Source organism: Halomicrococcus pelagicus (genome assembly GCF_051917725.1).
In the GTDB taxonomy this organism is placed as follows: Archaea; Halobacteriota; Halobacteria; order Halobacteriales; family Haladaptataceae; genus Halomicrococcus.
In genome coordinates, this window is sequence record NZ_JBQBLX010000002.1 from 250569 (window position 1) to 273747 (window position 23179).

At 68.8% G+C, this 23179-nt stretch carries 24 protein-coding genes; 14 read left to right on the forward strand and 10 right to left on the reverse strand.

Features of this window, described 5'->3' with window-relative positions; translation table 11 throughout:
* Positions 1-8: 8 nt before the first annotated feature.
* Positions 9-1313: a GTPase HflX gene (gene hflX, locus ACTF4R_RS06015; protein ID WP_440007000.1), complete on the reverse strand. Its 1305-nt coding sequence runs from the start codon at positions 1311-1313 to the stop codon at positions 9-11.
* A 425-nt stretch (positions 1314-1738) separates the two neighbouring features.
* Positions 1739-2752, reverse strand: coding sequence for a S66 family peptidase (locus tag ACTF4R_RS06020; RefSeq protein ID WP_440007001.1), 1014 nt, complete (start codon positions 2750-2752; stop codon positions 1739-1741).
* Positions 2753-2965: 213 nt separating this feature from the next.
* On the opposite strand from ACTF4R_RS06020, the gene ACTF4R_RS06025 reads away from it, so the two are divergent.
* Complete coding sequence (locus ACTF4R_RS06025; RefSeq protein WP_440007002.1) at positions 2966-3181, forward strand: DUF7972 family membrane protein; 216 nt, start codon at positions 2966-2968, stop codon at positions 3179-3181.
* Positions 3182-3280: 99 nt separating this feature from the next.
* Here the strand turns inward: ACTF4R_RS06025 and ACTF4R_RS06030 are convergent, their stop codons facing one another.
* Positions 3281-3877 carry a DJ-1/PfpI family protein gene (locus ACTF4R_RS06030; RefSeq protein ID WP_440007003.1) on the reverse strand — a complete coding sequence of 199 codons (597 nt, stop codon included), beginning with the start codon at positions 3875-3877 and terminating at the stop codon, positions 3281-3283.
* A 172-nt stretch (positions 3878-4049) separates the two neighbouring features.
* On the opposite strand from ACTF4R_RS06030, the gene ACTF4R_RS06035 reads away from it, so the two are divergent.
* Together ACTF4R_RS06035 and ACTF4R_RS06040 are read left to right on the forward strand one after the other, a co-directional pair.
* Positions 4050-4253: a Sp36 family protein gene (locus tag ACTF4R_RS06035; RefSeq protein ID WP_113274643.1), complete on the forward strand. Its 204-nt coding sequence runs from the start codon at positions 4050-4052 to the stop codon at positions 4251-4253.
* The gene (locus ACTF4R_RS06040; RefSeq protein WP_440007004.1) at positions 4246-5268 is read left to right on the forward strand and encodes a DUF7972 family membrane protein; all 1023 of its coding nucleotides are present in this window, start codon (positions 4246-4248) and stop codon (positions 5266-5268) included. Before ACTF4R_RS06035 ends, ACTF4R_RS06040 begins: the two co-directional genes overlap by 8 nt.
* 70 nt (positions 5269-5338) lie before the next feature.
* On the opposite strand, the gene alaS is transcribed toward ACTF4R_RS06040, so the two are convergent.
* The 4 genes from alaS to ACTF4R_RS06060 all read right to left on the reverse strand — a co-directional run bounded on the left by alaS (position 5339) and on the right by ACTF4R_RS06060 (position 12049).
* A complete protein-coding gene (alaS, locus tag ACTF4R_RS06045) occupies positions 5339-8110 on the reverse strand; it encodes an alanine--tRNA ligase (RefSeq protein ID WP_440007005.1) in 2772 nt (923 codons plus the stop codon).
* 220 nt (positions 8111-8330) lie between these two features.
* On the reverse strand, positions 8331-10001 hold the full coding sequence (locus ACTF4R_RS06050) for a hypothetical protein (protein WP_440007006.1): 1671 nt from the start codon (positions 9999-10001) through the stop codon (positions 8331-8333).
* Complete coding sequence (locus tag ACTF4R_RS06055) at positions 9998-10759, reverse strand: ABC transporter ATP-binding protein (protein WP_440007007.1); 762 nt, start codon at positions 10757-10759, stop codon at positions 9998-10000. The genes ACTF4R_RS06050 and ACTF4R_RS06055 overlap by 4 nt, the downstream gene beginning before the upstream one ends.
* Positions 10760-11008: 249 nt before the next feature.
* Entirely contained in the window at positions 11009-12049 is a 1041-nt protein-coding gene (locus ACTF4R_RS06060; RefSeq protein ID WP_440007008.1) for a replication factor C small subunit, read from the reverse strand.
* 158 nt (positions 12050-12207) lie between these two features.
* On the opposite strand from ACTF4R_RS06060, the gene ACTF4R_RS06065 reads away from it, so the two are divergent.
* The 5 genes from ACTF4R_RS06065 to ACTF4R_RS06085 all read left to right on the forward strand — a co-directional run bounded on the left by ACTF4R_RS06065 (position 12208) and on the right by ACTF4R_RS06085 (position 15224).
* Entirely contained in the window at positions 12208-13284 is a 1077-nt protein-coding gene (locus ACTF4R_RS06065; RefSeq protein ID WP_440007009.1) for a bactofilin family protein, read from the forward strand.
* A gap of 46 nt (positions 13285-13330) precedes the next feature.
* Complete coding sequence (gene samp2 / locus ACTF4R_RS06070) at positions 13331-13528, forward strand: ubiquitin-like small modifier protein SAMP2 (RefSeq protein WP_113274650.1); 198 nt, start codon at positions 13331-13333, stop codon at positions 13526-13528.
* Complete coding sequence (locus ACTF4R_RS06075) at positions 13525-13908, forward strand: GNAT family N-acetyltransferase (RefSeq protein WP_440007010.1); 384 nt, start codon at positions 13525-13527, stop codon at positions 13906-13908. Before samp2 ends, ACTF4R_RS06075 begins: the two co-directional genes overlap by 4 nt.
* 116 nt (positions 13909-14024) lie before the next feature.
* Positions 14025-14222: a hypothetical protein gene (locus ACTF4R_RS06080; protein ID WP_113274652.1), complete on the forward strand. Its 198-nt coding sequence runs from the start codon at positions 14025-14027 to the stop codon at positions 14220-14222.
* A 270-nt stretch (positions 14223-14492) separates the two neighbouring features.
* Entirely contained in the window at positions 14493-15224 is a 732-nt protein-coding gene (locus ACTF4R_RS06085; protein WP_440007011.1) for a Type 1 glutamine amidotransferase-like domain-containing protein, read from the forward strand.
* On the opposite strand, the gene ACTF4R_RS06090 is transcribed toward ACTF4R_RS06085, so the two are convergent.
* Positions 15221-16642 carry a phosphoglucomutase/phosphomannomutase family protein gene (locus tag ACTF4R_RS06090; protein ID WP_440007012.1) on the reverse strand — a complete coding sequence of 474 codons (1422 nt, stop codon included), beginning with the start codon at positions 16640-16642 and terminating at the stop codon, positions 15221-15223. The genes ACTF4R_RS06085 and ACTF4R_RS06090 overlap by 4 nt on opposite strands.
* A gap of 274 nt (positions 16643-16916) precedes the next feature.
* Here ACTF4R_RS06090 and ACTF4R_RS06095 point away from each other — a divergent pair, with 274 nt between their 5' ends.
* The 5 genes from ACTF4R_RS06095 to ACTF4R_RS06115 all read left to right on the forward strand — a co-directional run bounded on the left by ACTF4R_RS06095 (position 16917) and on the right by ACTF4R_RS06115 (position 20004).
* Positions 16917-17912, forward strand: coding sequence for a radical SAM protein (locus ACTF4R_RS06095; protein WP_433626044.1), 996 nt, complete (start codon positions 16917-16919; stop codon positions 17910-17912).
* A 1-nt stretch (position 17913) separates the two neighbouring features.
* The gene (locus tag ACTF4R_RS06100; protein WP_440007013.1) at positions 17914-18078 is read left to right on the forward strand and encodes a hypothetical protein; all 165 of its coding nucleotides are present in this window, start codon (positions 17914-17916) and stop codon (positions 18076-18078) included.
* Between the two features lie 157 nt (positions 18079-18235).
* A complete protein-coding gene (locus ACTF4R_RS06105; RefSeq protein WP_440007014.1) occupies positions 18236-18721 on the forward strand; it encodes a TRAM domain-containing protein in 486 nt (161 codons plus the stop codon).
* A gap of 112 nt (positions 18722-18833) precedes the next feature.
* Positions 18834-19310 (forward strand): Tfx family DNA-binding protein, encoded by a 477-nt coding sequence (locus ACTF4R_RS06110; RefSeq protein WP_440007015.1) that lies wholly within the window; start codon positions 18834-18836, stop codon positions 19308-19310.
* Between the two features lie 70 nt (positions 19311-19380).
* Entirely contained in the window at positions 19381-20004 is a 624-nt protein-coding gene (locus ACTF4R_RS06115) for a methyltransferase domain-containing protein (protein WP_440007016.1), read from the forward strand.
* A gap of 96 nt (positions 20005-20100) precedes the next feature.
* On the opposite strand, the gene ACTF4R_RS06120 is transcribed toward ACTF4R_RS06115, so the two are convergent.
* Complete coding sequence (locus ACTF4R_RS06120; protein WP_440007017.1) at positions 20101-20565, reverse strand: type IV pilin domain-containing protein; 465 nt, start codon at positions 20563-20565, stop codon at positions 20101-20103.
* 27 nt (positions 20566-20592) lie between these two features.
* Positions 20593-21849: a DUF7096 domain-containing protein gene (locus ACTF4R_RS06125; protein ID WP_440007018.1), complete on the reverse strand. Its 1257-nt coding sequence runs from the start codon at positions 21847-21849 to the stop codon at positions 20593-20595.
* A 155-nt stretch (positions 21850-22004) separates the two neighbouring features.
* Here ACTF4R_RS06125 and ACTF4R_RS06130 point away from each other — a divergent pair, with 155 nt between their 5' ends.
* Positions 22005-23150, forward strand: coding sequence for a helix-turn-helix transcriptional regulator (locus ACTF4R_RS06130; RefSeq protein WP_440007019.1), 1146 nt, complete (start codon positions 22005-22007; stop codon positions 23148-23150).
* The last annotated feature ends 29 nt before the right edge of the window (positions 23151-23179 follow it).

Below are 23179 nucleotides of genomic sequence, written 5' to 3' on the forward strand. Positions count from 1 at the left end.
CTGCGGGGTCATTCCCACTCGCCGCCCACCTCGTCGACGGCCTCGGCTTTCGCCCGGGAGCGCTCGACCACGTCCGGTCGCCCCTGGACCGCGAGCGACACCGTCTCCCCGCCGTAGTCGACGCCCTCGACGGTCGCGTGGTCGTACGCCCACGAGACGACTCCCATCGCGTCGTCGCAGTTCGGCATCGTCAGTTCGGCGCGCTCGGTCGGCAGTCGTTCCCGGACGGCGGCGACCAGCCGCTCGACGTTCGTCCCCGCCGTGACGCTGACCGGGACGACCGCGGGCGCGAGTTCCGCGGCGACGGCCCGCCGGCGTTCGCGCTCGTCGTCGTCGAGCAGGTCGACCTTGTTCAGCGCGGTCACGACGCGCTCGCGCTCGACGTCCTGTGCGTCGAGGACGTCGAGCGACACCGAGAGCTTCTCGCGGAGTTCCTCGACCGGATCGCTGGCGTCCGCGACCAGGACCACGGCGTCGGCCGCCGCCGCCTCCGACAGCGTCGCGCTGAACGACTCGACCAGCCAGTGGGGCAGGTCGTCGACGAATCCGACGGTGTCGGTCACCAGCGCCGGCCGCTCGGCGAGCGTCGCTCGGCGCGTCGTCGTCTCCAGCGTCTTGAACAGCCGGTCCTCGACGGCCGCCGTCGCGTCGCGGTCCGGATGGTCCGGCTCCGCGGCGAGGTCGAGGTCGTCGGCGAGTCGATGCAGCAGCGTCGACTTTCCGGCGTTCGTGTAGCCGGCGAGCGTCACGAGGTCGAATCCCTGCTCGCGGCGGCGTTCGCGGTACTGTTCGGCCGGCTCAGGCAGGTCGTCGAGCTTCGACTCCAGTTCGTCGATGCGGTCCCGGACGTCGTACAGCCGCGTCCCCTTCTCCGTTCGACGGTTGAGCATCCCCTCGTCGCTCTCCTCGCGAATGCGGGGTAGTTCGTACTTCAGTCGCGCGAGTTCGACCTGCAACTGCGCGCGACGCGTGCTCGCCTGCTCGCCGAATATCTCGAGGACGAGGCGGTAGCGATCGTAGACGCCGGTCCCGTCCGGGAGCGCATCTCCCAGCTGTTTGCTCTGGCCGGGCGACAGTTGGTCGTCGACGACGACGTGGTGCGCTCCGGTCGCTGCAGCGCGGTCGGCGAGTTCCTCGACCTTCCCCGCCCCGAGATACGTGCCGGGGTCCTTCGGACGGACCTGCGTGACCGCTCCGACGACCTCGTAGCCCGCGGCCGCGGCGAGCGCGCGAATCTCTTCTGTTTCGACTGGCTTCGCGTCGGCACGCCGCGCGACGAGCGCCGGCGTGCCGGTTCCCGAATCGTGTTGCATTGCTGTGTAATGACGTGGTATCGGCTAGCGAACGATACCGATCGGCCGGAGTCGAGCTGCGAGTCCGGCCGGCGAACGAAAGAGAACCGGGTAACCGCTACGCTTCCGACGTGGAGACTCCGGAAGCGGGGCGGACGACCCGGCTCAGTGGAAGGATAGGGTCTCCATGGGCCTCGACTCACCAGTCGCGCGACTATCATTAATAATTTTCCCCGCCGTCCGGCCCGACTCCGTTCGACGCCCCCTGGCCCACGGGTCGACGCCGCTCGCGGCCGAGCGTCGGAGTCCGTCGCTGACTCCGAACCGTCGCCGAGCGCACATTTGATATCGCACTATAGGATTTATGCCAACTGCCTTTAAATACGGTAGCGTCGTCCGCCATGGAGTCGTCCGTCGTTCGAGAAGTCCAGCGACGAATCGCGACGTCACGTGAATCGGATGGTCCGTTCGCGGCCGTCGATCACGGCCTCGGCCCCCATCGGCAGCGGAAGAACCGGCGCGGCGTGGCCGAAGTCGAGGTCGAACACCACCGGCAGGTCGTCGGCGTATTCGGCGACGGTGCCGGCGATGGCCTCGCGCTGCCGCCGCCGGAACTCCTCGCGGTCCTCCCGAGCACCGCCCGGCGTCTCGGGCTTTCCGACGAGTAGGGCCGCGAGGTCGCCGAGGACGCCCCGTTCACCGAGCGCGACGAAGAACCGCTCGACCTCGCTCGCCCCGGGCGTTTCGCCGGAGGTCTCGACCGCCAGCGCGCAGTCGTCGAGCGAGTCCAGATCGAAGTACGGCGCCCCGGCGATCAGGTGGGTACGGAGCATCGACAGACAGCCGCCGACCACGGGTGCGCGCACCCGTTCGTCGGGTCCGTGCCACTCCCAGCCGTCGGCGGGGAACCAGGTCCGGGGTTCCCGGTCGTCGAAGTCGTAGTACTCGTCGCTCCACCGGGGTGCGGGGCGGACCCGACCGAACGGCGTCTCCCCGAGCGCCCGTTCCACGTTCGCGCGCGTGTAGGGGTGGACGGCGGGGTCGGCGGCCAGGTCCGGGAAGAGCTGACCGCCGTAGAAGGAGACGAGGCCGGCGCTGTTGAGGAAGAGGTGGAGGTGGGTGTTGTCGCTGGACCCGAAGAACCGCTTGGGGTTCCGGGCGACGGCGTCGGCGTCGAGGTGGTCGAGCAACTGGACGGCGCGGTTACCACCCATCGCGGCGACGACGGCGTCCGTCTCGTCGTCCCGAAAGGCGTCCATCACGTCCTGCGCTCGGGCCTCGGGTCGGTTCCGAAGCCACGCCGTGTCTCGGGTCGCCGTATCGAAGAGCTTCGTCCGGACGCCGAACGACCGGAGACGGCGCAGACCCTCGTCGAACCCGTCGGGTGGGGCGTGGGAGGGCGCGACGACGGCGACGGTGTCGCCGGCCGTCACGGGCGGCGGATAGTCGCAGTCGAACATGCCAGCGAAAGGAATCGGGGTTCGGAGTTACGTGTTCCGGCCGGGGCACCCCGCATTCTTTAAATCTTGTATCGTATATCGCTATATAGAATCTCCTTTCGACCGCCTCGCTCTCCTCACTCTCTCCGGAGGTACGGAAACACGCCCGCCAGAAATCTAATAGCCGCTGGATGTCGAAGTACTACCTCGTCGTCGGGGTGCCCTATGACTGCTATGACTGAGATAACTTCATCTCGGGACGAGCGTCATCTGGTCGGAGAGGTGACTCGATGGTTTCTGCTCACCGGCAACCGCCTCCTCGTCTCGCTCGTCCCGCTCGCGATACTGGGGGCGTACATCCTTCACGTGGCGACCATCGCCCGACGAACGGCGGCGTTCGGCCCGTTCGTCCCCGAAACCGACCGTCGGTCGAGCGACGACGAGACGTAGGGTCCGGGGGTCGACGCGGACTTCGACGCGGGTGGACGCCCCGGTAGGGGGAACCTTCTCTCGGAAACGTCGCGCGTGAGGAGCGGTGCGGCCGGGTCGTTACCGGTACACCTCGCCGCGGGGTTCGTACTCCATCTCCTCGCGCACCTGCGTCGCCGTCTCCGCTCCGAACTCCCGTTCGACGAGGTGGAGCGCGAGGTCCAGTCCCGAGGTGACCCCGCCCGCGGTCAGCACGTCGCCGTCGTCGACGACCCGGGCGTCGACGACCTCGGCGTCCGTCGCCCGCAGGTCGTCGAGCGCGCTGGCGTGCGTCGTCGCCGGCCGTCCGTCGAGGAGGCCGGCGCGTGCGAGCAACATAGCGCCGGTACAGACCGACGCGACCGTCGTACCCGCGTCGTTCGCCGCGGCGACCGCGTCCGGAACCGCGCCGCGCTCGGCCTCCGTCCACGCGCCCGCCTCGCTACGGTCGTTCCAGCCGCCGCCCGGGACGACGAGCAGGTCGGGCGACAGGTCGTCCAGGCGGTCGTCGACCTCGACGCCGAGGCCGTGGCTCGCCGCGACCCGTTCGCGGCCGTCGAGCGTGCACAGCGACGTTCGACAGTCCGCGCCGACGTTCGCGGCGTTCTCCAGCACCTCGAAGGGGCCGATGGCGTCCAGTTCGTCGAAGCCCTCGTACAGCAGGATGGCGACCTTCATGCGACTGGACGACGGTGAACTCCCACCGGCAAAAGGGTTCGCACGGCCGGGCCGCGACGGCGACGGAGCCGACCTCACCGCGCTCTCGACGGGACCGGGCCAGCGTTCTCGTGGTATCGTCGACGCCCTCGGCGAAAATTCCTTTCCGAATACGGCACGAAGAGTTCGGCGTATGTCGCCCAGAGAGTGGGAGTACGAGACGATTCGTCCGCCGCGGGAGTCGACGAAGAAGGAAGCGGCCGACCCGAAGGAGAAGCTGAACGAACTCGGCGCGGAGGGGTGGGAACTGGTCGAGAGCATCGAGTACGTCGGCGGCGGAACGAAGCTCCTGGTGTTCAAACGGCCCGTCGCGGGCGAGGAGTCAGCGGATGTCTGAGAGCAACGGCGGGGACATCAGCACCGCGAACACGATGCGCGAACGGGCCGGAGAGAGCCATCTCAAACTCCGGCTTCTGCTAAGGAGCAATCGACTGGTGGTGACGGCCGTCCTGGCCGCGTCGGTGTTCGCTCTGTTCGTCCTCGCGGGCGTGTTCGTCTATCCGGACTTCGCTTCGCAACTGCGGGGTAGCGACACCCTCGAGACGATGTTCTCGACGATGATCAGCGTCGTCGTCACCGGGACCACCCTCGTCGTCACCATCAACCAGCTGGTGCTCTCCCAGGAGACGGGGCCGCTGGGCGACCAGCGCAAGCGGATGAGCGACTCGATGGACTTCCGCACGTACGCCAGTGAACTGATGGGGGAGACGACGCCCTCGGACCCGTCGGCGTTCCTCCGGGAGATAGTTGCCGTCAGCGAGACCCGCGCCAGACGATTGCGAGAAGCGGTCGCGGACAGCGAGAACGACGACCTGCGCGACGAGGTCGACGAGTTCGTCGACAGCGTCACGGGCAACGCCCAGACGGTCAAGGAGGAACTCGACGGAGCGTCGTTCGGTTCGTTCGACGTGCTGTTCGCCGCGCTCGACTTCAACTACTCCTACAAGATATTTCAGGTCGAGCGAATCAGCGACGAGTACGCGGACGACCTCACCGACGACCAGGCGGCTGCGTTCGACGACCTCCGGACCTCGCTGACGATGTTCGGGCCGGCGCGCGAGCACATCAAGACGCTGTACTTCCAGTGGGCGCTGGTCAATCTCTCGCAACTCATCCTCTACGCCGCGGTGCCGGCGCTCATCGTCGCCGGGAGCATGCTGGCGTTCGCCAGTTCGACGACGTTCCCCGGCACCACGTTCGGCGTCGCGAACGTCCTCTGGATGACGGGCGTCGCGTTCACGGTGACGCTCGTCCCCTTCCTGCTCTTCACGTCGTACGTGCTCCGCATCGCGACCGTCGCGAAGCGCACCCTCGCCATCGGCCCGCTCATCCTCCGGGACTCCCAGCGGTAGCGGAACGGGTCCACGGACGCCGACGCCGTCGACCGGGCCGTAGCGAACGAAGAAAACGAGCCGTTCCCTCTCAGGCGTTCTGGACCTGCTGGAGCACGTCCGGCGCGTCCTCCAGCGCCTCGTCCAGCTTGTCGGCGTCGGGGCCGCCGCCCTGCGCGAAGTCCGGCGGACCGCCGCCGCCGCCGCCGACCTTCGCCGCGAGTTCGCTGACGACGTCGCCGGCGTTGACGCCACTTCCCTCGGGGACGGCGACGACGAACGTCGCGCCGTCGGCTCCGCTGCCGATGACGGCTATCTTGCCCTCCTCGACGAGGGCGTTCGCGGTCGCGCGGAGTTCGTCCATGTCGGCGTCGATGCGCTGGACGACGGCCGTCGTGTCCCCGACCGTGACCTCCTCGCCGCCGCCACCGCCGCTGGCGCGGGCCTCGGCGAGTTGCTCTTTCAGGTCCTCGATGGTCTTGCCCCGCTCCTTCCACTCGCGGAAGAAGCGCTCGGCGGTCTCGGGCACCTCCTCCGTGGAGACGTCGAGCGTGTCGGCGGCCGCGCGGAGGTCGTCCTCGGCCTCCTGGGTGGCCTCGATGGCGGCGTCGCCCGCGGCGAACGTGAGGCGCTCGACGCCGTCCTGCACTCGCTCGGTGTTCAGAATCTTGATGGCGCCGACGTCGCCGGTCCGCCGGACGTGCGTGCCGCCGCAGGCCTGCACGTCCTCGGCGACGTGGATGAGCCGGATGTTCGTGCCGCCCGGGATGCCGCCCTGGTAGAGGTCGAAGCCGAACTCCTCTTCGGCCTCGTGGCGGTTCGGCCACTCCTGCTGGATGGTCGTGTTCTCCATCACGATGTCGTTGGCGAGGAGCTCTATCTCCTTGGCCGTCTCGCGGTCGATGCGCTCGTAGTGGCGGACGTCGATGCGCGAGCTGTCGGTCCCCTTCTGGGCCCCGGCCTGGCGGACGTGCTCGCCGAGCACCTCCCGGGCGGCGTGGATGACGATGTGGGTCGCCGTGTGGTGGCGCATCAGCCGGCGGCGACGCTCGACGTCGATCTGGCCGCGGACGATGTCGCCCTTGCCGACCTCCTCCTCGGTGCGGTGGAGGACGACGCCGTTCTCGATGGTCGTGTCCTCGACCTGGACCGTCTTCTCGTCGGTCGAGAGCGTCCCCCGGTCGCCGGGCTGGCCGCCGCCCTCGGGGTAGAACATCGTCTGGTCGAGCACCACGTCGTACCCCTCGTCGCGCTCGAACACGTCGAGCACCACCGCCTCGAAGTCGGTGCGGTACTGGTCCTCGTAGTAGAGGCGTTCGGTCTTCGGCAGGTCGGCCAGCCGGTCGTCCTCCTCGACCTCTTCCTCGAACGCCTGCCCGCTATCGTGGCGGTCGGCGACGATGCTGTAGAAGTCGTCGGGGACATCGACCGCGACGCCGAACTCGTCGGCGATCTCCTGGACCATGTCCGGCTGGAGGCCGTGGGAGTCGTACAGTTCGACGAGCTTCTCGGTCGGGATGGGCTTGCCCTCCTCGGCGTGTTCGCGGGCCAGGCGACGCACCCGGCGGCCGCCCTGGTCCAGCGTCTCGCGGTACTTCTCGACCTCGGTGCGGACGATGTCCCGGATGGTGTCGCGGTTCTTGTAGTCCAGGCGCTCGGCCTGCATGTCGACGAGTTCGTCGAGCGGAGCGTCGACGCCGACGTTGTCGCAGAGGCGCTTGGTGCGCCGGAGGACCATCCGTGCGAGGTAGCCCGTACCGACGTTGCTCGGGACGATGCCGTCGCCGAGCATGTAGGCGAGCGTGCGGCAGTGGTCGGCGATGGCGTAGATGTCCTCGAGCGGTTCCAGCAGGTCCTCGAGGCGCGTCGTGGAGACGTCTAGCTTCTCGGCGATGTTGTCCCGGGCGGCCTCCATGTCCTCGGCCTCGTCGATGTCCATGTGGCCGGCGAGCTTCGAGGCGCGGTGGACGAGTTCGGCCTCCTCGTCGGTGTGGTCGATGCCCGCGTTCTCCTTGAGGAACGATATCATCTCGGGGTAGACCGCCTCGTAGACGGTCGGAGTCCCCTGGGACATCCACGTCCACCGTTCGAGGCCGTACCCGGTGTCGACGATGTAGGTGTCCATCTTCGAGTAGCGGTTGCCGTCCTTCATCTCGTACTCGCCGTCGGGGTCCTGCTCCATCGACATGAAGACGAGCGTGGCGAGTTCGGCACCGCGGTAGATGACCTCGATTGCGGGCCCGGCGTTGCCGCCGCCGACCCACGGGTCCTCGATGTAGGTTATCTCCTCCAGGTTCGCGCCCATCGACTCGAAGAACTCGTCGCAGTACTGGACCGTCTCGTCCTTCCAGTACACCTCGCCGGAGTAGGCGTACTCGTCGCCGACCTCCTCGCGGGCGTTGAACGCGTGGTGGGCCATCATCTCGAAGGCCATCGTGTGCCGGCCGGTCTTGCCCACGTTGTCGATGTCCTGCATCCGGATGCAGGGCTGGCTGATGGTGAGGGGGTTCGCCGGCGGTGGCGTCTCGCCAGACGTGACCAGCGGCTGGAAGTCGTAGATGGACGCCTGGGTCAGCAGGACGTCGTCGCGCCAGCGGTTCGCGGCGACGGGGTAGGGGTCGATGCGCTCGTGGTCGTTTTCCTCGAAGAACGAGAGGAACGCCTCTCGCATCTCCGTGAGCGACAGTTCCTCGTCGAAGCCCGGATTGTCGATGAACGAGTACTCCTCGCAGGGAGGCTCACCACACGTCGTCCGGTCGTGGTCGCGCGTCCAGAAGTGGTCTCCACACTCCGAACACTCCTTTCGCACGAAGTCGTTGTCCTCGAAATATTCGAGGCGATACTCTTCCTCGAGTTCACTCATTCGTGGTTGTTCCTCGCCCGTCAGCGGGTAAAACAGTTCCGCAAGTACTACCTCCGGCGAATAGGGGCCTCGAGCGTGCGTTCGGCGAACGTCGCGCGAGCGTTGCGCGGCCGGTCGCCGACGGTCCTCGCTGAGGGGAAAACTCCCCTCCCGGTCACCTCGCTGCGTCTCCTCCCGGCGACGCTGCCGCCGACGCTGGCGGGCGAATCGCCGACCGCTCTCAGAGCGTGAACGTCTCGAACCGGCGGACGGCGTACCGGTAGGCGGCGGGCGGTGCGACGACGCCGAAGAGGACGGCGACCGCGCCGCCGGCCAGTCGGACGGTCTCGGCCCCGGGAGCCAGCGGGACGCCGGCGAGGTCCGCGAGGAAGGCGACGAGGCCGGCGACGACTTCGGGGGCACCCTCGACTGCGAACAGCGCCGCGCCGCCGAAGCCGAGGACGACGACGACGGAGTAGAGCGCGAACGCGGTCTTGCTCGGGACGACGACCCGCCGGCTCCGGGTCACCTTGACCTCGCTGAACCGCGGGAAGGTGGTGCCGACGCCGAGCGCGACGACGGTGCTGGCGACCGTGACGACCGCGCTCGCGGCGGCCAGCGCCAGCCAGCGTGCGGGGGCGAGCGGACTCAGGTAGCCCGTGAGCGCGGTCGCCGCGACGACGAGCGGGAGACCGACCAGCGTCGCCGCCAGCACGTGCCCGCGGACGAACCGGTCGCCGTCGACGGTCGAGGTGAGGGTGACGGGAAGCATCGCGCCCTCGTCGCCGAGGGGGTTGAGCGCCGACGCGCCGACCGCCCAGGTGCCGTAGAACGCGAGGAAGACGGGCAGCGACCGGGGGATGGAACCGATCTCGACGGCGCTGCGAAGCGGCGTGACGAGGAAGAAGAGGGGGTAGGCGACGTAGACGAGTCGCAGCGGCGAGCGCTTCGTCCGCCGCCAGACGTTCGCGGTGACGGTGCGCGTCTGACGGTGGGCGACGCCGGCGAGGAACCCGAGACTCGACTCGCCGGCGGCGTTCCGTTTCGTCCCCGACCCTCCCGTCCGGGACTCGCTCGACTCGGGGCGGACGCGGTCGGTGTACCAGAGCCGGGTCGCCGCGCACACGTCGACCGCGAGCAGGGCCGGAATCGCGACGGCGACGAGCGCGACCGCGCCGGCGACCCGGGTGAACGAGGGGTCGACGCCCGTCGTCCCGACCAGCAGCGCGTCGCCGAAGTACGCCATCGGGGCGTCCCGGAGGACGGTGCCGAGGCGTAACAGCACGTCGCCGAAGGCCTCCGACGTGATGGCGGCCATGTAGACGAGGAAGGCCGCGACGAACACGACGCTCCTGTAGCGTGCGAGCAGTTCGGACTGCGCGAACGCTATCTTGAGGGCGACGCCGACGACGTGGCCCGCGAGCAGGGCGGTCGCCAGCAGCGCCGCGGCGGTGACGGGGACCGCGACGACGGACACGGGCGTCCCGAACGCGACGCTCCAGGCGGCACTCGTCGCGAGCAGCGGGACGACGGCGATGGAGAACAGGCGACCGAACTCCGCGAGAACCAGTCCGCCGACCACGTCGCGGGCCGGTACGGTCGTCAGCATGCCGGCCTCCCGGTCGATGCGGCCCGTCTTTCCGATGGTGCGCGTCGCCGTAATCACGCCGACGCCGACCCAGGCGACGGCGGTCGCACCGCGTGCGGCGGCGAGCAGCGGCAGGTTCGCCGCGATTCGGTCGCCGAACCGGTAGATGCCGTACGCGCCGCCGACGGTCGGGACGCCGACGAACAACAGGAGGAAGACCCCGAAGCCGAGCATCTGGACGGTGTTGTCGGCGATGGCGCGGACGCTCCGGCGGTACTCGACGCGGGCGATGCGGAGGCTCCGGCGTGGCGTCGGCCAGTTCATCGCTCCACCGCGGCCGGTTCCTCGCTCGTCACGTCGAGGAACACCTCCTCCAGGCTCCGTTCGGCCTCCGCGCGGTGGGTGAGCCGTTCGGGGGAGTCCTCGGCGACGAGGTCCCCGTCGTACAGCACGCCCACCGTGTCGGCGAGTTCCTCGACGACGGGCAGGATGTGCGTCGAGAGGAAGACGGTCATCCCGCGGTCGGTGAGTTCGGAAATCAGGTCGCGCACGGTCCGGGCGGCGCGGGGGTCCAGCCCCGACGTCGGTTCGTCGAGGAAGACGACCGCGGGTTCGTGGAGGATGGCCTGGACGAGCGCCGCCTTCTGTTTCATCCCCTTCGAGTAGGTGCCGACGCGGTCGTCGGCGTCCGCCAGGAGGTCGAACCGGTCCAGCAGCGCGTCGATGCGCTCGTCGGCCGCCCGTTCGTCCATGTCGCGCAGGCCGGCGACGTACCGCAGCTGTTCCCGGCCGGTGAGTTCGTCGTACAGCGGCGGCTCCTCGGGGAGGTAGCCGACGTGGCCGACGACCGCCTCGCGGTCGGCGACGGAGTGGCCGGCGACGCGGGCGGTCCCGCTCGTCGGACGGATCAGCGTCGTCAGCATCCGCATGGTCGTCGTCTTGCCCGCACCGTTCGGGCCGAGGAACCCGTACACCGACTCGGCGGGAACGCTCAGTTCCAGGTCGTCGACGACGGTCGTCTCGTCGTACCGCTTGGTCAGCCCCTCGGTCACTATCGCCGGGTCGGCGGGCGAGCGACTCATCGCCCCACCTCCCGGCGGCGGCGACGTGACCGGAGGACCGGGGTAGCCCGAGAACCGTGGCAGGCGTACGTCATATCCCTACGAGCACGCTGGGGGGTGAAAAGACCATCTCTCGGGCGGAGGAGAGCGTTCTTCGCCGACCGGAACGCTCCCGTCGAACTGGAGGTCGACCGTCTCCGACGACGAACCGAAGCGGGGTCCGGACGACGGAGCGACGGGAAGCCCAGCGAGTCCGGAGGGCGTTCTCGGTCAGTCGTCGAGCGCGAGCGAGGCGAGCATCGCCTCCAGTTGGACGCGCTCGTTCGCGCCCTCCGTGATGCGGTAGTCGGCCTCACCGACGCGGTCGAGGATGCGCACGGCGTCGTCGTCGTCGAGGTCGAACTCCCAGACGGAGCGGTGAATCTGGTCGATGACGTCGCCGCCGGCCATGCCGCGCTCGGTGAGCAGTTCGTCGAGCGTCGAGCGCGCCTTGCTGAAATCGCCCGCGAGCGCCATGCTGACCATCTCCTCGATGTCGTCCGGGCGGGCGGTGCTGGTGATGGTGAAGACGGTGGACTCGTCGACCGTCTCGCCCATCACGGCGGCGGCCTGGAGCGCGTTGATGGCCTTGCGCATGTCGCCGTCGGCGGCGTAGACGAGCGCGTCGACGCCGCCCTCGGTCGTCTCGATGTCCTGGTCGACCGCTATCTCGCGGACGTACTCCGCGATGGCCTCGTCGGAGAGCGGGCCGAACCGGAAGACGGCGCACCGCGACTGGATGGGGTCGATTATCTTGCTGGAGTAGTTACACGAGAGGATGAACCTGGTGTTGTGCGAGAACTGCTCCATCGTCCGGCGGAGCGCCGACTGGGCGTCGTCCGTCAGCGAGTCCGCCTCGTCCAGGAAGATGATGCGGTAGTCGTACCCGCCGAACGACGAGCGGGCGAAGTTCTTGATGCGGTCCCGGACCACGTCGATGCCGCGCTGGTCGGAGGCGTTCAGTTCGAGGAAGTTGTCCCGCCAGTCGTCGCCGTACACCTCGCGAGCGATGGCGAGCGCGCTGGTCGTCTTGCCGACGCCGGCTGGCCCGGAGAAGAGGAGGTTCGGGAGGTCGTCCTGCCGGATGTAGCTCTGTAGCCGGTCGGTGATGTCGTCGTGGCCGGCGACGTCGGAGAGCTCCTGCGGGCGGTACTTCTCGACCCAGATGTCGCCGCGCCCGGCGGCGCTCTCCTCGTCGGCGTCCGTCGCCTCCTCGGCGGCTTCGGCCGCCTCGGCGTTCGTCCCGACCTCGTCCGCGTCAGCCTCGGTCATACTCCAGCAGAGGTACCTGTTACCCTTAAAGCCCGCGAGAACGGCCGCGCCGCGGAGCGATAGGTGGCGGTTGGATTCCGCCGTCCGGACCGGAAACATCCGTTTCGGGAGCTATAAGCACTCAATTACTATCCCGACGGTCGTCGTTTCCGGCCGACATGATGGAACGCTCGGTCGCCGTCCTCGCGGTCACCGTCGTCCTGGTCGCCGCGCTCGCCGCGGTTCCGGCGACGGTCGCGGCCCAGGAGACACGAACGGGCGGAACTGTCGTCGTCGAGCGCGGCGAAACCGTCGACGGCGACCTCACCGTCACCGCGGGGAGCCTCGTCGTTCGTGGAACCGTGAACGGCGACGTGACGGCGCTCTCGGGCAACGTCGACGTCCCGGGGACGGTGAACGGCGACCTCGTCGCGTTCGCCGGCAACGTCCGGGTGAGCGGCGACGTCGCCGGCTCGGTCAACGCCGCCAGCGGGACCACCATACTCGAACGAGGCGCACGGGTCGGTGCGGTGGAGTCCGCGAGCGGGTCCGTCGCCCTCAACGGGACGGTCCGCCGGGACGCCGTCGTCGGCGCGGGTTCGATATCCCTCGGCCCCAACGCGAGCATCGGCGGCGACCTGCGGTACAACGGCGAACTCGACCGTGCGGAGGGCGCGCAGGTTCAGGGGTCTATCATCCAGAGCGACGAACTGCGGGTCGGTCCGGCCCCGGTCGTGCCGAACTGGGTCGGCGCGGTGTACGGCTTCTTCGTGAACCTCCTGCTCGGCGTCGTCCTGTTGGCGGTGTTCCCCACGTTCTCCCAGAGCGTCGCCGGTCGAGCGCGCGCCACTCCGCTGCTCTCTGGAGGCGTCGGCCTCGCGCTGCTCATCCTCGTTCCCCTCGTGCTCGTCATCTTCGCCATCACCATCGTCGGCATCCCCATCGCGGTCCTCGGCGCGCTGCTGTTCGCCGTCGTCCTCTGGGCCGCCGCGGTGTACGGGGCGTACGTCGTCGGCGCGTGGTTGCTCTCGCTCGCGGACGAGCGCAACCGCTGGCTGGCACTCCTGCTCGGACTGCTCGTCGTCGCGGTGGTGACGAGCATCCCCATTCTCGGGGGACTGGTCCAGTTCTTCGTCCTCCTGCTGGGGCTGGGCGCGCTCTCGCTGACGCTGTGGGCGCGCTACCGGGGACGGCGCGAGGAACCGACGCGACCCTCACAGCGCGGGCGCGGGGGCGACGAGGGACCGACCACCTGAGACCGGGCGACGACACGCTAAAGGCGAGACGGGCGAAACGGGGAGTATGAACGTCACCGTCGAGGTGGTCGGCGAGGACACCCACGAGTTCGAGGTGGAGGAGGCCACGTACGCCGACCTGCTCGCGGAGGTCGGTCTCAGCCCGCACGAGGTGTCCGTGATGGTCGACGGTCGGCCGGTCCCCGAGGACCGGCAGGTGGACGCGGCGCACGTGAAGGTGCTCCGGCTCATCAAGGGCGGATGACCGTCCGCGTCGCCGACCCGGACGACCATCTCGCCGTCATGCGTCTCCTCGACGCCGCGATGCTGGAAGCCGACGCCGCCGCCGTCGAAGCGCGCATCGAGGCGGGCGACGTGCTGGTCGCGGTCGAGGAGGGCCGGGTGCTGGGCGCGGCGGTGCTCGAACCGCTCGACGACGGCGTCTTCCTCCGGTCCATCGCGGTCCGGCGCGCCCGCCGCGGGAACGGCATCGGAACCGCGCTCGTCGACCGGGCGACCCGGCGCCACGGACGGCTCACCGCCGAGTTCGACGAGCGCGTGCGACCCTTCTACGCCTCGATGGACTTCGAGATGGAACGCCTGAGCGACGACAGGCTCCGGGGGTCGACCGGGGACGACCCCTGAGCGTCCGCGTCTCGCTCCGCTGCCACACGACTCCCGCCCGCGACGGCATCCGAGTCGACCGTCCTCGGGCGACTGCGAACCCAAACACTGACGCGCGTCGCCGGCCAACCGTGACCATGGACGAGACGAAACGGCGTCGACTCGCGGGCATCTGGCTCGCGTTCGCCGTCCTGATGGCGTACATCACGCTCGCCGACGGGTTCGTGATGGGCGTCGGCGACCTCCTCGGACTGCTCGTCGCCCTGCTCGGCGTCGCGCTGGCGGTCGTCTACTACCTGAATCCGAGCGGCCTCCTCAGCCTCGACTCCACGTGACGGACCCAACGTTTATCACTACGACGGGAAACAGGTACAGGTGATGACACCCGACTGCGTGCGAGACGCGCCGACGCGCCGGCGCCGCGAGCGCTCCGCTCGCACACTGCGTACGCAGCGGGACGCGTCCGCCCCGAATAGTGCGCCTGCCACGTAGCAGGCGCTCCACAGACTCCCCCTCGTTTTCGCCCGGTTCGCCCGACGGCGAGCCACGGTATCGCGTGACGAACGACGCTACCCAACAACACGACTACGCAACGACACGACTCCATGACACACATCGTAGCTATCGGCGGCGGAGAGATCGCCGAACGAGAGACTGAACGAATCGACCGGCGCGTCGTCGCGGCGGCGGACGGCGCGTCACCGACGGCGCTGTTCGTCCCGACCGCGAGCGGCGACGCCGCGGGCTACTGCGAACGGTTCCACCGCTACTACGGCGACGAACTCGGCTGCGAGACGACGGTGCTCCGACTGGTCGACGACCCCGACGGCGACGACGCGGTCGAACGGAAGATCGCGGCGGCCGACCTCGTCTACGTCGGCGGCGGCGACACGGGTGCGCTGCTCGACCGGTGGCGCGAGCGCGGCGTCGCCGAACGACTCCGGACGGCGGCGCGGGACGGGACGCTCCTCGCGGGACTCAGCGCGGGCGCGCTCTGCTGGTTCGACGGCGGACTCGCCGACGCGGTTCCGGACGCCGAGTACGGACCGCTCGACGCGCTGGGCTGGGTCGACGGCCTGCGGTTCACGCCGCACGCCCACGCGGAGCGACGGCGTGCGTTCGCCGACGCGCTGTGCGGGACCGGCGCGACGGGGCTGGCGCTCACCGACCGCGCGGCGGTCGAGATACGGGACGACGAGTTCCGGATTCTGACCGACGGCGACGACGCGGCCGCGTACCTCCTCGTGGACGTCGGCGGGCGCGTCGTCACCGAGCGCGTCGAAGCGACGTCGTTCCGGCCGCTCGACGACCTGGGCTACCGGTTCGGTGCGGACTAGACCAGCGGCTCGACCAGGTCGCGACCCGCGTCCAGCAGTTCCGACACGCGGTCCTCGCTGTCCGCCTCGGCGTAGACGCGCATCTTCGGCTCCGTCCCGCTCGGCCGGACGAGCAGCCAGGAGCCGTCGTCGAGCAGTATCTTGAACCCGTCCGCGGTCACGACGTCCTCGACGTCCTGGCCGGCGACCGACTCCGGCAGTTCGGCTTCGAGGTCGTCGAGCACGCGCGCCTTCTCCTCGTCCGGGCAGTCGACGCTGATCTTGCCCTGGTGTATCTCGCCGAACTCCGAGAGGAGGGCGTCGACGCGGTCGTCGAAGCCGCGTTCGGCGGCCGCGGCGGCCGCGAGCAGCGCCACGAGGACGCCGTCCTTCTCGCGGACGTGGCCCCGCACGGAGAACCCGCCGCTCTCCTCGCCGCCGACGAGCGCGTCGTGGTCGGCCATCGCCTGCGCGACCCACTTGAAGCCGACCGGCGTCTCGAACACCTCCTCCCCGTGGGCGTCCGCGACGCGGTCGACGAGGAAGGTGGTGGAGACGGTCCGGATGGCGGGTCCCGAGTCGTCCTCCAGCAGGTAGTCGTACAGCGCGGCGAAAAAGAGGTTCTCGTCGAGGAAGCCCCGGTCGGGCGTGACCACCGCGAACCGGTCGGCGTCGCCGTCGTTGGCGATGCCGAGGTCGGCGTCGCGCTCGCGGACCGCGGCGGCGAGGTCGCCGAGATGCTCCTCGCTCGGTTCCGGCGGCGACCCGCCGAACTCGGGGTCGCGCTCGCAGCGCAGGCGCTCGACCTCCGCGCCCGCCTCCGCCAGCAGGCGGTCGGTCACGCCGCGACCGCTACCGTGCATGGCGTCGTAGACGACCGAGAGGTCCGAGAGGTCGAGAGGGACTTCGCCCCGGCTCCCGTCCGACCCGGCGCGCTCGGCGACGAGACCGAAGGCGTGGTCGGCGTAGGGCGCGACGAAGTCCTCCTCGCGGACCACACCGTGTTCGTCTTCGGGGAGCGGGTCGGGTTCCGCGAGTCGCGCCTCTATCTCGTCCGTCACCTCGGGGAGCGCAGGCGCGCCGTCCGACGGGATGAACTTCACGCCGTTGTACTCCGACGGATTGTGCGAGGCGGTCACCATTAGCCCGCCCGCCAGCTCGCGGTCCGCGATGGTCCACGCGAGCAGCGGCGTCGGCGTGTCCCGCTCGGGGATGAGCACGTCGAAGCCGTTCGCGGCCAGCACCCGGCTGAGGTCCTCCGCGAACCCGCGCGAGGTCTCCCGGGCGTCGTAGCTCACCGCGACGGTGCCGTCCTCGCGCCCCTCCACCTCCCGCAGGTAGTTCGCCACGGCCTGCCCCACGATACGAACGCGCGGAGCAGTGAACTCGTCCAGCGTCGCCCGCCAGCCGTCGGTTCCGAACGAAATCGGCGTCTCCATACTGCCCACGACATCGCGCCCCCCGAAAAAACCTCCGCGTAACGGGGTTCGTTCACAGGCGTCACGGCTCCGCGCCCCGCCGACGCCGGGCGATTCGAGGTCCGTCCGGACGGGCTCGCGGCCGGAATCTCCCCGGGGACGGACCGCGGCCACGGACCGCCGTCGACGCCGGTCGCGGTCGGAAGCGGCCGTGACGCGACGACGCGACGGAGCCGGGACGACAGCGGTCGTTTCGCACGCTTTTTGAGGCTCGACCGCAAAACGATGACAACGAATGATCTCGAAGGGCTGTGAACAGTGCGCCAAAGGGGGCAAGATGGTACTTTTCGTCTACGGTTACTGCGACCAGCGCGACTGCTTCTACTGCCCGCTCGGAGAGAACCGCAAGAACGTCACCGACGTGTACGCCAACGAGCGCCTCGTCGAGGACGACGAGGACGTCATCACCGAGGCGAAGCGGATGGACGCTCTCGGCACCTCCATCACGGGCGGCGAACCGCAGGAGGCGATGAACAAGACCTGCCGGTACCTCTCGATGCTCAAGGAGGAGTTCGGCGAGGACCACCACACGCACCTCTACACCGGCATCACGGGCGGCCGGGAGAACATGCGTCGCCTCTCGGAGGCCGGCCTCGACGAGATACGGTTCCACCCGCCCTACGAACTCTGGGGGGACCTCCACGGCACCGAGTGGGAGGAAATCCTCCATATCGCCCGCGAGGAGGGACTGACGCCCGCGTTCGAGATTCCGGGCATCCGACCCGAGGAGGAGTTCCTGGAGTTCCTCGACGAAGGTGCTGCCGAGTTCTGCAACGTCAACGAGTTCGAGATGTCCGACGGCAACTACCGCCGGATGCAGGAGGCCGGCTACGAACTCCAGGACGGGCACATGTCCGCCGTCGACGGGTCGAAAGAGCAGATTCTCGACGTGATGGGCGACCACGAGCGCGTCTACTTCTGTACCTCCGTGTTCAAGGACGCGGCCCAGCACCGCAATCGACTGAAGCGGATGGCCCGGAACATCCGCCGGGAGTTCGACGACGTCACCGACGACGGCACGCTCGTCTACGGCAAGACGTGGGAGACGAGAGAGCGTCTCGAAGAACTCGGCGTCCCGGAGGAGTTCTACACGGTCAAGTCCGACCACGTCGAACTCGCGTGGTGGCTGCTGGAGGAGATGGTCGAGGAGGGCGACGTCGAGCGCGGCGAGATCGTCGAACAGTATCCGACCTACGACGGACAGGTCGTCGAACGCACGCCGCTGGCCTGAGATGACCGGACAGTACCTCACCATCGGACTGCTCGCGCTGTGCTGTGCGACGTTCGGCGTCTCGCTGAGCATGATGGGTATGCTGACCGTCGGCCTCCCGTTCGTCCTGCTGTACGGCGGCAGCGGCGCGTACGTTCTCTGGAAGCGCGACGTCCGTTCCGCGTGAGCGAGGCCGACCGCCGGAACGTCGCGGTCCTGGGTGTCGCCGCTCGGCGCTTCTCGGACGGGAGACCACGGGCAGCGACGGCGGTGCGTGCCGGCGTCTCGGGCCGCAGAAAACGGCTGTCGGAAGTGTTTAGGCGGGGGGAACACAAGAGGTAGCCATGCCGGACTGTCCACTCGCCGACGACTGCCCGAGTTTCGAGGAGCGCATCGATGGAATGGGGTGTCACCACTACGGTGACCGCGGCGGGGCCGAGTGGTGCAACTACTACAACCAGCCGATTCGCGACCTGAAGACCGCCCCGGTCCAGCCCGGCGAGGAGGTCGTCGTCGACGTCGACGACATCCACGAGAGCGGTGCCGGCGTCGGCCGGACCGAGGACGGCTTCATCGTCATGGTCGACGGCGTCCTGCCGGAGGCCCGCGCCAAGGTCGAGATAATCAACGTCAAGAGCAATCACGCTCGCGCCGACCTCGTCGAACGTCTGCCGATGGACGAAGCGGACGAAACCGACGCGGACGAAGCGGACGCCGACGCCGACGAAGCGGACGACGAGGCGACCGCTGACGACGAGGAGACCGCCGAAGACGACGGCAGCGAGCGACCGCCCCAGCTCGGCAGCCGCGACAACTTCTGGGGCGGGTGAGGCCCGACGAGACGACCGTTTCGGGCGTGGACAGTCCTCGGTCTCTCTCGTCTCGCCGGAGTTCGCTCGCCGCGGACGGACCTTTTTTCGCTCCCGACTCCTATCGGTCGGTATGAGCCAGCACCCCGACGCCGACGAACTGCTCCGGCAAGCCGGGTTCGACGCCGACGAGAGCGTGCTCACGTATCGGCAGGCGGAGGTGCTCGCGCTCCGCGAGCGCGGGCTCTCCCAGGCCGCCATCGCCGACGCGCTCGGGACGTCGCGGGCCAACGTCTCCAGCGTCGAAGCCAGCGCCCGCGGGAACGTCCGGAAGGCGCGCGAGACGGTGGCGTTCGCGGCGGCCCTCGAAGCGCCGGTACGCATCGAGGTCGACGCCGGAACCGACCTCTACGACGTTCCCTCCCGGGTGTACGACGCCTGCGACGACGCCGGCGTGAAGGTCAGCCACGCCGCGCCGGAACTGATGAAGCTCATCAGCGACTCGGCGGGCGACGCCGTCGACGGTCGGGCGGTCCAGGAGCCGCTGCTCGTCGGCGTGACTCCCGACGGTGACGTGACGGTGCGCAAGCCGGGCCGACCGTCGCCGTAGTCCCGGGCGCTGGCGAACCGCGGACGCGAACCGGTGGGATTGATGAGCGTCGGAGCAAACGTGTCGAACAATGGGCATCCTCGAAAACAAGCGCCGCGCGAGGGTCTTCTACAAGTACCTCTCGAAGGTGTACGACACGGTCAACCCGTTCGTCTGGAACGAGGAGATGCGAGCGGAAGCGATATCGATGCTCGACATCGACCAGGACGACCGCGTGCTGGACGTCGGCTGCGGTACCGGCTTCGCCACCGAGGGGCTGCTCGAGCGGACCGAGAACGTCCACGGGCTGGACCAGAGCGTCCACCAGCTCGAGAAGGCGTGGGACAAGCTCGGCAAGCACGACCCCGTCAGCTTCTATCGCGGCGACGCCGAGCGTCTGCCGTTCCGCGACGACACCTTCGACGTGGTGTGGTCGTCGGGGTCCATCGAGTACTGGCCCGACCCGGTCGCGACGCTGCGGGACATGCGACGCGTGACGAAACCCGGCGGCCAGGTGCTCGTCGTCGGCCCGAACTACCCCAAGACGGGCGTCATGCAGAAGGTCGCTGACGCCATCATGCTGTTCTACGACCGCGAGGAGGCCGACCGAATGTTCCACGCGGCGGGCTACGACGACGTCCGCCATCGCGAGATGGGCCCCTCGTACGACCCCGACGTCGCCATAACGACGGTGGCGCGCGTGCCCGAGGAGTGACGAACCGCCGGACGAACGTCTTCTCTGCGAGCACCTCTCGGCGAACGCTCGATTCTCGACCGGGGCGTCGGACTCCCGGACTCGACGAACGGGAACTCAGCCAGCGGTCGTCGACACCTCCGCGACGAGTCGACCGTCGAGGCGGACGCGGACCAGGACGCGGTCGCCCGGGTCGAGGAGCGGGTCGTTCGTCCCGGCGAGTTCTATCGCCGCCCGTTCGCCGGAGGTCCAGGTCTCGTTCGTCGCGCTGTTGAACGGCCCCGTCGGGCCGGGCCGGAACCCCGTCGCGGCGAAGAACGGGACCGGCGGCTGGTGGTCGAGCGGCGTCCCGTCGATTCGGACGGCGACCGAGAGTCGCTCGACCGACAGCGGGTCGCCGCCTCGGTGGAGCAAGACGAGCCGGTCGGCTTCCGCGTCGGCCGAGACGGCGAGGGCGGCGTGGGTCGGCTCTCGCGGCACGGTCGTATCCAGCGCGAGCGTCCCGACCCCTCCGGCGAGGACGAGCGCCACGACCAGCAGGAGGACGGTGCCGACGGCGGGCGAGAGGGCGCGAGACGACACGCCCCGAGGTGGTCCCGTCTCCGTACTTCAAGTTTCGGACGGGCCGGACGTGGCGTTCTCGGCCTGGACGCCGTACGGACGGACGGTCACCGAGACGGTGTTCAGTCCGCGTCGAGCGGAGACGGTGAACTGCTCGCGCGGAGCGACGGTCATCAGGACCCCGTCCGCGCCGGTCGGTCCGAGTTCGGTTCCGGCGACCTCGACGGTGCCGTTGACCGGATTACCGTTCGCGTCGGTCAGGTTGACCCGGAGCGGACCCCCGGAGTACGTCCGGTTGACCGCCAGTTCGAGGTCCGTGGAGTTGTTCCGTACTGCCGGACCGTAGGGGACCCGAGACGGACCGGTGAGGTCCTTGTACTGGACCTCGCGGAAGACCTCCTTCGTGCTGCCGTCGAGGTACGCCTCGATGACTCCCTGGGGGTGGACGAAGTCGGTCTTCCAGATGCCGACCGAACTGTATCGCACGTCGGTACTCTTGTCCACGTTGACCGAGTTCGACTGCAGCCACGGATACTGCGAGACCGTGACGTTCTGGGCTTCCCGGTAGGACATCGTCCCCGTCGTCTTCGGTTTTCGGTAGTCGGCCCGGTACGCTTCGCGGACGTACTGCGAACCGCGAGTCGTCGCGAGGACGACCCCCGACTTCGTCGCCGCGACGGAGACGACGTTGGCGTCCGACTGGCCGCGAATCGTCCTGCCGATCGACTGCCTGACCGGCCCCTGTAGCGTGACGAGGTCGCCCCTGAGCGTCCAGACCTGCGGCGCGAACCGCGGGACGTCGTCCGCGTGCTCCGCCATCCAGCTTATCGACCGCTCGACGCCGGCCGCCTGCGCGTCGATGAGGGCGAGTCTGCGAGTGTACTGCCGCGTCGTGAGCGTTCCGTCGTTGTACTTCTGGCTGGCGGCGCGCTCCGCGTTCTGTAGCGTCGAGAGCCGGGACTTGATCGAGAACTGGTAGCGGAGCAGGATCTGATTTTTCTCCTGGCGACCGCTCGCCGACTGGAGGCGCTCCTCTAGCGCGTACATCTGGTGTCGGGTCTCGGTCCGTTCGGTGTTCATCGCCAGCGCCGTTCCGAGTCCGATAGACGGCGAGTGGACGTCGGTTCTGCCCGGTGTTCCGAGGCTCAGATGCGAAGACGTGTTGTTGAACCCGGGCGGCTGTACCGGATTCGATTCATTCTCGCTCGGTGGCCTCTCCGCCGCGGGCGCGTCGACGCCGACGGCGACCGCCGACGACGAAAGGAGAAGGAGCAACGACAGGATAAGGGGGAGGGCTCGACTCATAATCGTTGCTTAGGAACTTACTCGTTAAAATACGTGGGGGTCTCGGAGAGGAGAACTACGAACGACGCAGAGAGGCTGAAACGTTTTAAAAACAACGTTGATGTTTTATCGCATGGATGGAAAGTATTTTCTTGGCGGGTTGACCAGACATGGGTATGCGGTCGCACCCGTCCCTCCTCGTTGCCCTCCTTTTCCTCCTCGTTCTGGGGGTCGCCACCGGAACGAGCGGCGCACGCTGGGACGCCACTCGTCCCGGCGTGGCCGCGAGCGTCGACGCTCCCACCGACGTCGACGCAGCGGTCGCGAACCGGTCGGCACCGGCGAACGCCACGCGGTCGAACGGAACGACGATGTACGTCACGCCGCAATCCGACGGTGACGCCCACTGGAACGTCTCGACGAGGTTCGCGCTCGACGGTGCGAACGAGACGGCCGCGTTCGAGCGCCTCGGCAAGGAGTTCGAACGCGGACAGAACGACGTGGGCTACTCCGTCGAGTTGTTCCGGAAGGTCGCTCGTCTGGCCGCGGACGAAACGGGTCGGACGATGCGGATACGGCAGGTCGACCGGAGCTACCACGTCGGGAACGGGACGGGACGGCTGTCGCTGACGTTCACCTGGACGAACTTCTCCCGGACGCCGGGCGACCGCATCGTCGTCCGCGACGCCTTCCTCCTCGACGGGGGCAACTCGACGTGGCTCTGGGAACTGCGGGACGACCAGCGACTCGTCATCCAGAAACCGGAGGGGTACCACGTCAAGAGTTCGCCGAACAAGGGTCACGAGAACGGGACGCTTCGCTACGAGGGCCCGACGTCGTTCTTCCCCGGCGAGATAGCGGTGACGTACGAGAAAAACAGCGGCCAGGGGCCGTCCCAGGAGAGTTTCGACTGGCGCGGGCTACTGGGAATCGTCCTCCTGTTGTTCGTCGTCAGCACCGGCGGGGCGGGTCTGTACGTCCTGGCGCAGCGGCGTGACGAGGAGTCGTCCGACGACGCGCCGCCCGCCGAGGAGCAGACGTTCGACCGCGCCGGCAGCCTCGCTCCCGAACCGGACGCGTCGGACGGGGACACCGACCCCGAACTGCTCTCCGACGAGGAACGCGTCGAACACATGCTCCGCCGAAACGGTGGTCGGATGAAACAGGCCGACATCGTCACGGAGACGAACTGGTCGAACGCGAAGGTGTCGCAACTGCTGTCGTCGATGGCCGACGAGGGGCAGGTCGACAAGCTCCGCATCGGCCGCGAGAACCTCATCACGCTCCCCGACGAGGAAGTCGGCGACTTCGACGAGGAGTGACCTGCGGTTCGTCCGCTCGTCTTCGCTGC

Bases quoted from the DNA above. Each gene is read 5' to 3' on its own strand.
- ACTF4R_RS06020 (WP_440007001.1), bottom strand. From the start codon at position 2,752: ATGTTCGACTGCGACTATCCGCCGCCCGTGACGGCCGGCGACACCGTC.
- ACTF4R_RS06105 (WP_440007014.1), top strand. From the start codon at position 18,236: ATGCCGGACTGTCCACTCGCCGACGACTGCCCGAGTTTCGAGGAGCGC.
- ACTF4R_RS06060 (WP_440007008.1), bottom strand. From the start codon at position 12,049: ATGACCGAGGCTGACGCGGACGAGGTCGGGACGAACGCCGAGGCGGCC.
- ACTF4R_RS06085 (WP_440007011.1), top strand. From the start codon at position 14,493: ATGACACACATCGTAGCTATCGGCGGCGGAGAGATCGCCGAACGAGAG.
- ACTF4R_RS06095 (WP_433626044.1), top strand. From the start codon at position 16,917: ATGATCTCGAAGGGCTGTGAACAGTGCGCCAAAGGGGGCAAGATGGTA.
- ACTF4R_RS06040 (WP_440007004.1), top strand. From the start codon at position 4,246: ATGTCTGAGAGCAACGGCGGGGACATCAGCACCGCGAACACGATGCGC.
- hflX (WP_440007000.1), bottom strand. From the start codon at position 1,313: ATGCAACACGATTCGGGAACCGGCACGCCGGCGCTCGTCGCGCGGCGT.
- ACTF4R_RS06110 (WP_440007015.1), top strand. From the start codon at position 18,834: ATGAGCCAGCACCCCGACGCCGACGAACTGCTCCGGCAAGCCGGGTTC.
- ACTF4R_RS06130 (WP_440007019.1), top strand. From the start codon at position 22,005: ATGCGGTCGCACCCGTCCCTCCTCGTTGCCCTCCTTTTCCTCCTCGTT.
- ACTF4R_RS06125 (WP_440007018.1), bottom strand. From the start codon at position 21,849: ATGAGTCGAGCCCTCCCCCTTATCCTGTCGTTGCTCCTTCTCCTTTCG.
- ACTF4R_RS06065 (WP_440007009.1), top strand. From the start codon at position 12,208: ATGATGGAACGCTCGGTCGCCGTCCTCGCGGTCACCGTCGTCCTGGTC.
- ACTF4R_RS06025 (WP_440007002.1), top strand. From the start codon at position 2,966: ATGACTGAGATAACTTCATCTCGGGACGAGCGTCATCTGGTCGGAGAG.
- ACTF4R_RS06115 (WP_440007016.1), top strand. From the start codon at position 19,381: ATGGGCATCCTCGAAAACAAGCGCCGCGCGAGGGTCTTCTACAAGTAC.
- ACTF4R_RS06050 (WP_440007006.1), bottom strand. From the start codon at position 10,001: ATGAACTGGCCGACGCCACGCCGGAGCCTCCGCATCGCCCGCGTCGAG.
- alaS (WP_440007005.1), bottom strand. From the start codon at position 8,110: ATGAGTGAACTCGAGGAAGAGTATCGCCTCGAATATTTCGAGGACAAC.
- ACTF4R_RS06075 (WP_440007010.1), top strand. From the start codon at position 13,525: ATGACCGTCCGCGTCGCCGACCCGGACGACCATCTCGCCGTCATGCGT.
- ACTF4R_RS06035 (WP_113274643.1), top strand. From the start codon at position 4,050: ATGTCGCCCAGAGAGTGGGAGTACGAGACGATTCGTCCGCCGCGGGAG.
- ACTF4R_RS06090 (WP_440007012.1), bottom strand. From the start codon at position 16,642: ATGGAGACGCCGATTTCGTTCGGAACCGACGGCTGGCGGGCGACGCTG.
- samp2 (WP_113274650.1), top strand. From the start codon at position 13,331: ATGAACGTCACCGTCGAGGTGGTCGGCGAGGACACCCACGAGTTCGAG.
- ACTF4R_RS06030 (WP_440007003.1), bottom strand. From the start codon at position 3,877: ATGAAGGTCGCCATCCTGCTGTACGAGGGCTTCGACGAACTGGACGCC.
- ACTF4R_RS06080 (WP_113274652.1), top strand. From the start codon at position 14,025: ATGGACGAGACGAAACGGCGTCGACTCGCGGGCATCTGGCTCGCGTTC.
- ACTF4R_RS06055 (WP_440007007.1), bottom strand. From the start codon at position 10,759: ATGAGTCGCTCGCCCGCCGACCCGGCGATAGTGACCGAGGGGCTGACC.
- ACTF4R_RS06100 (WP_440007013.1), top strand. From the start codon at position 17,914: ATGACCGGACAGTACCTCACCATCGGACTGCTCGCGCTGTGCTGTGCG.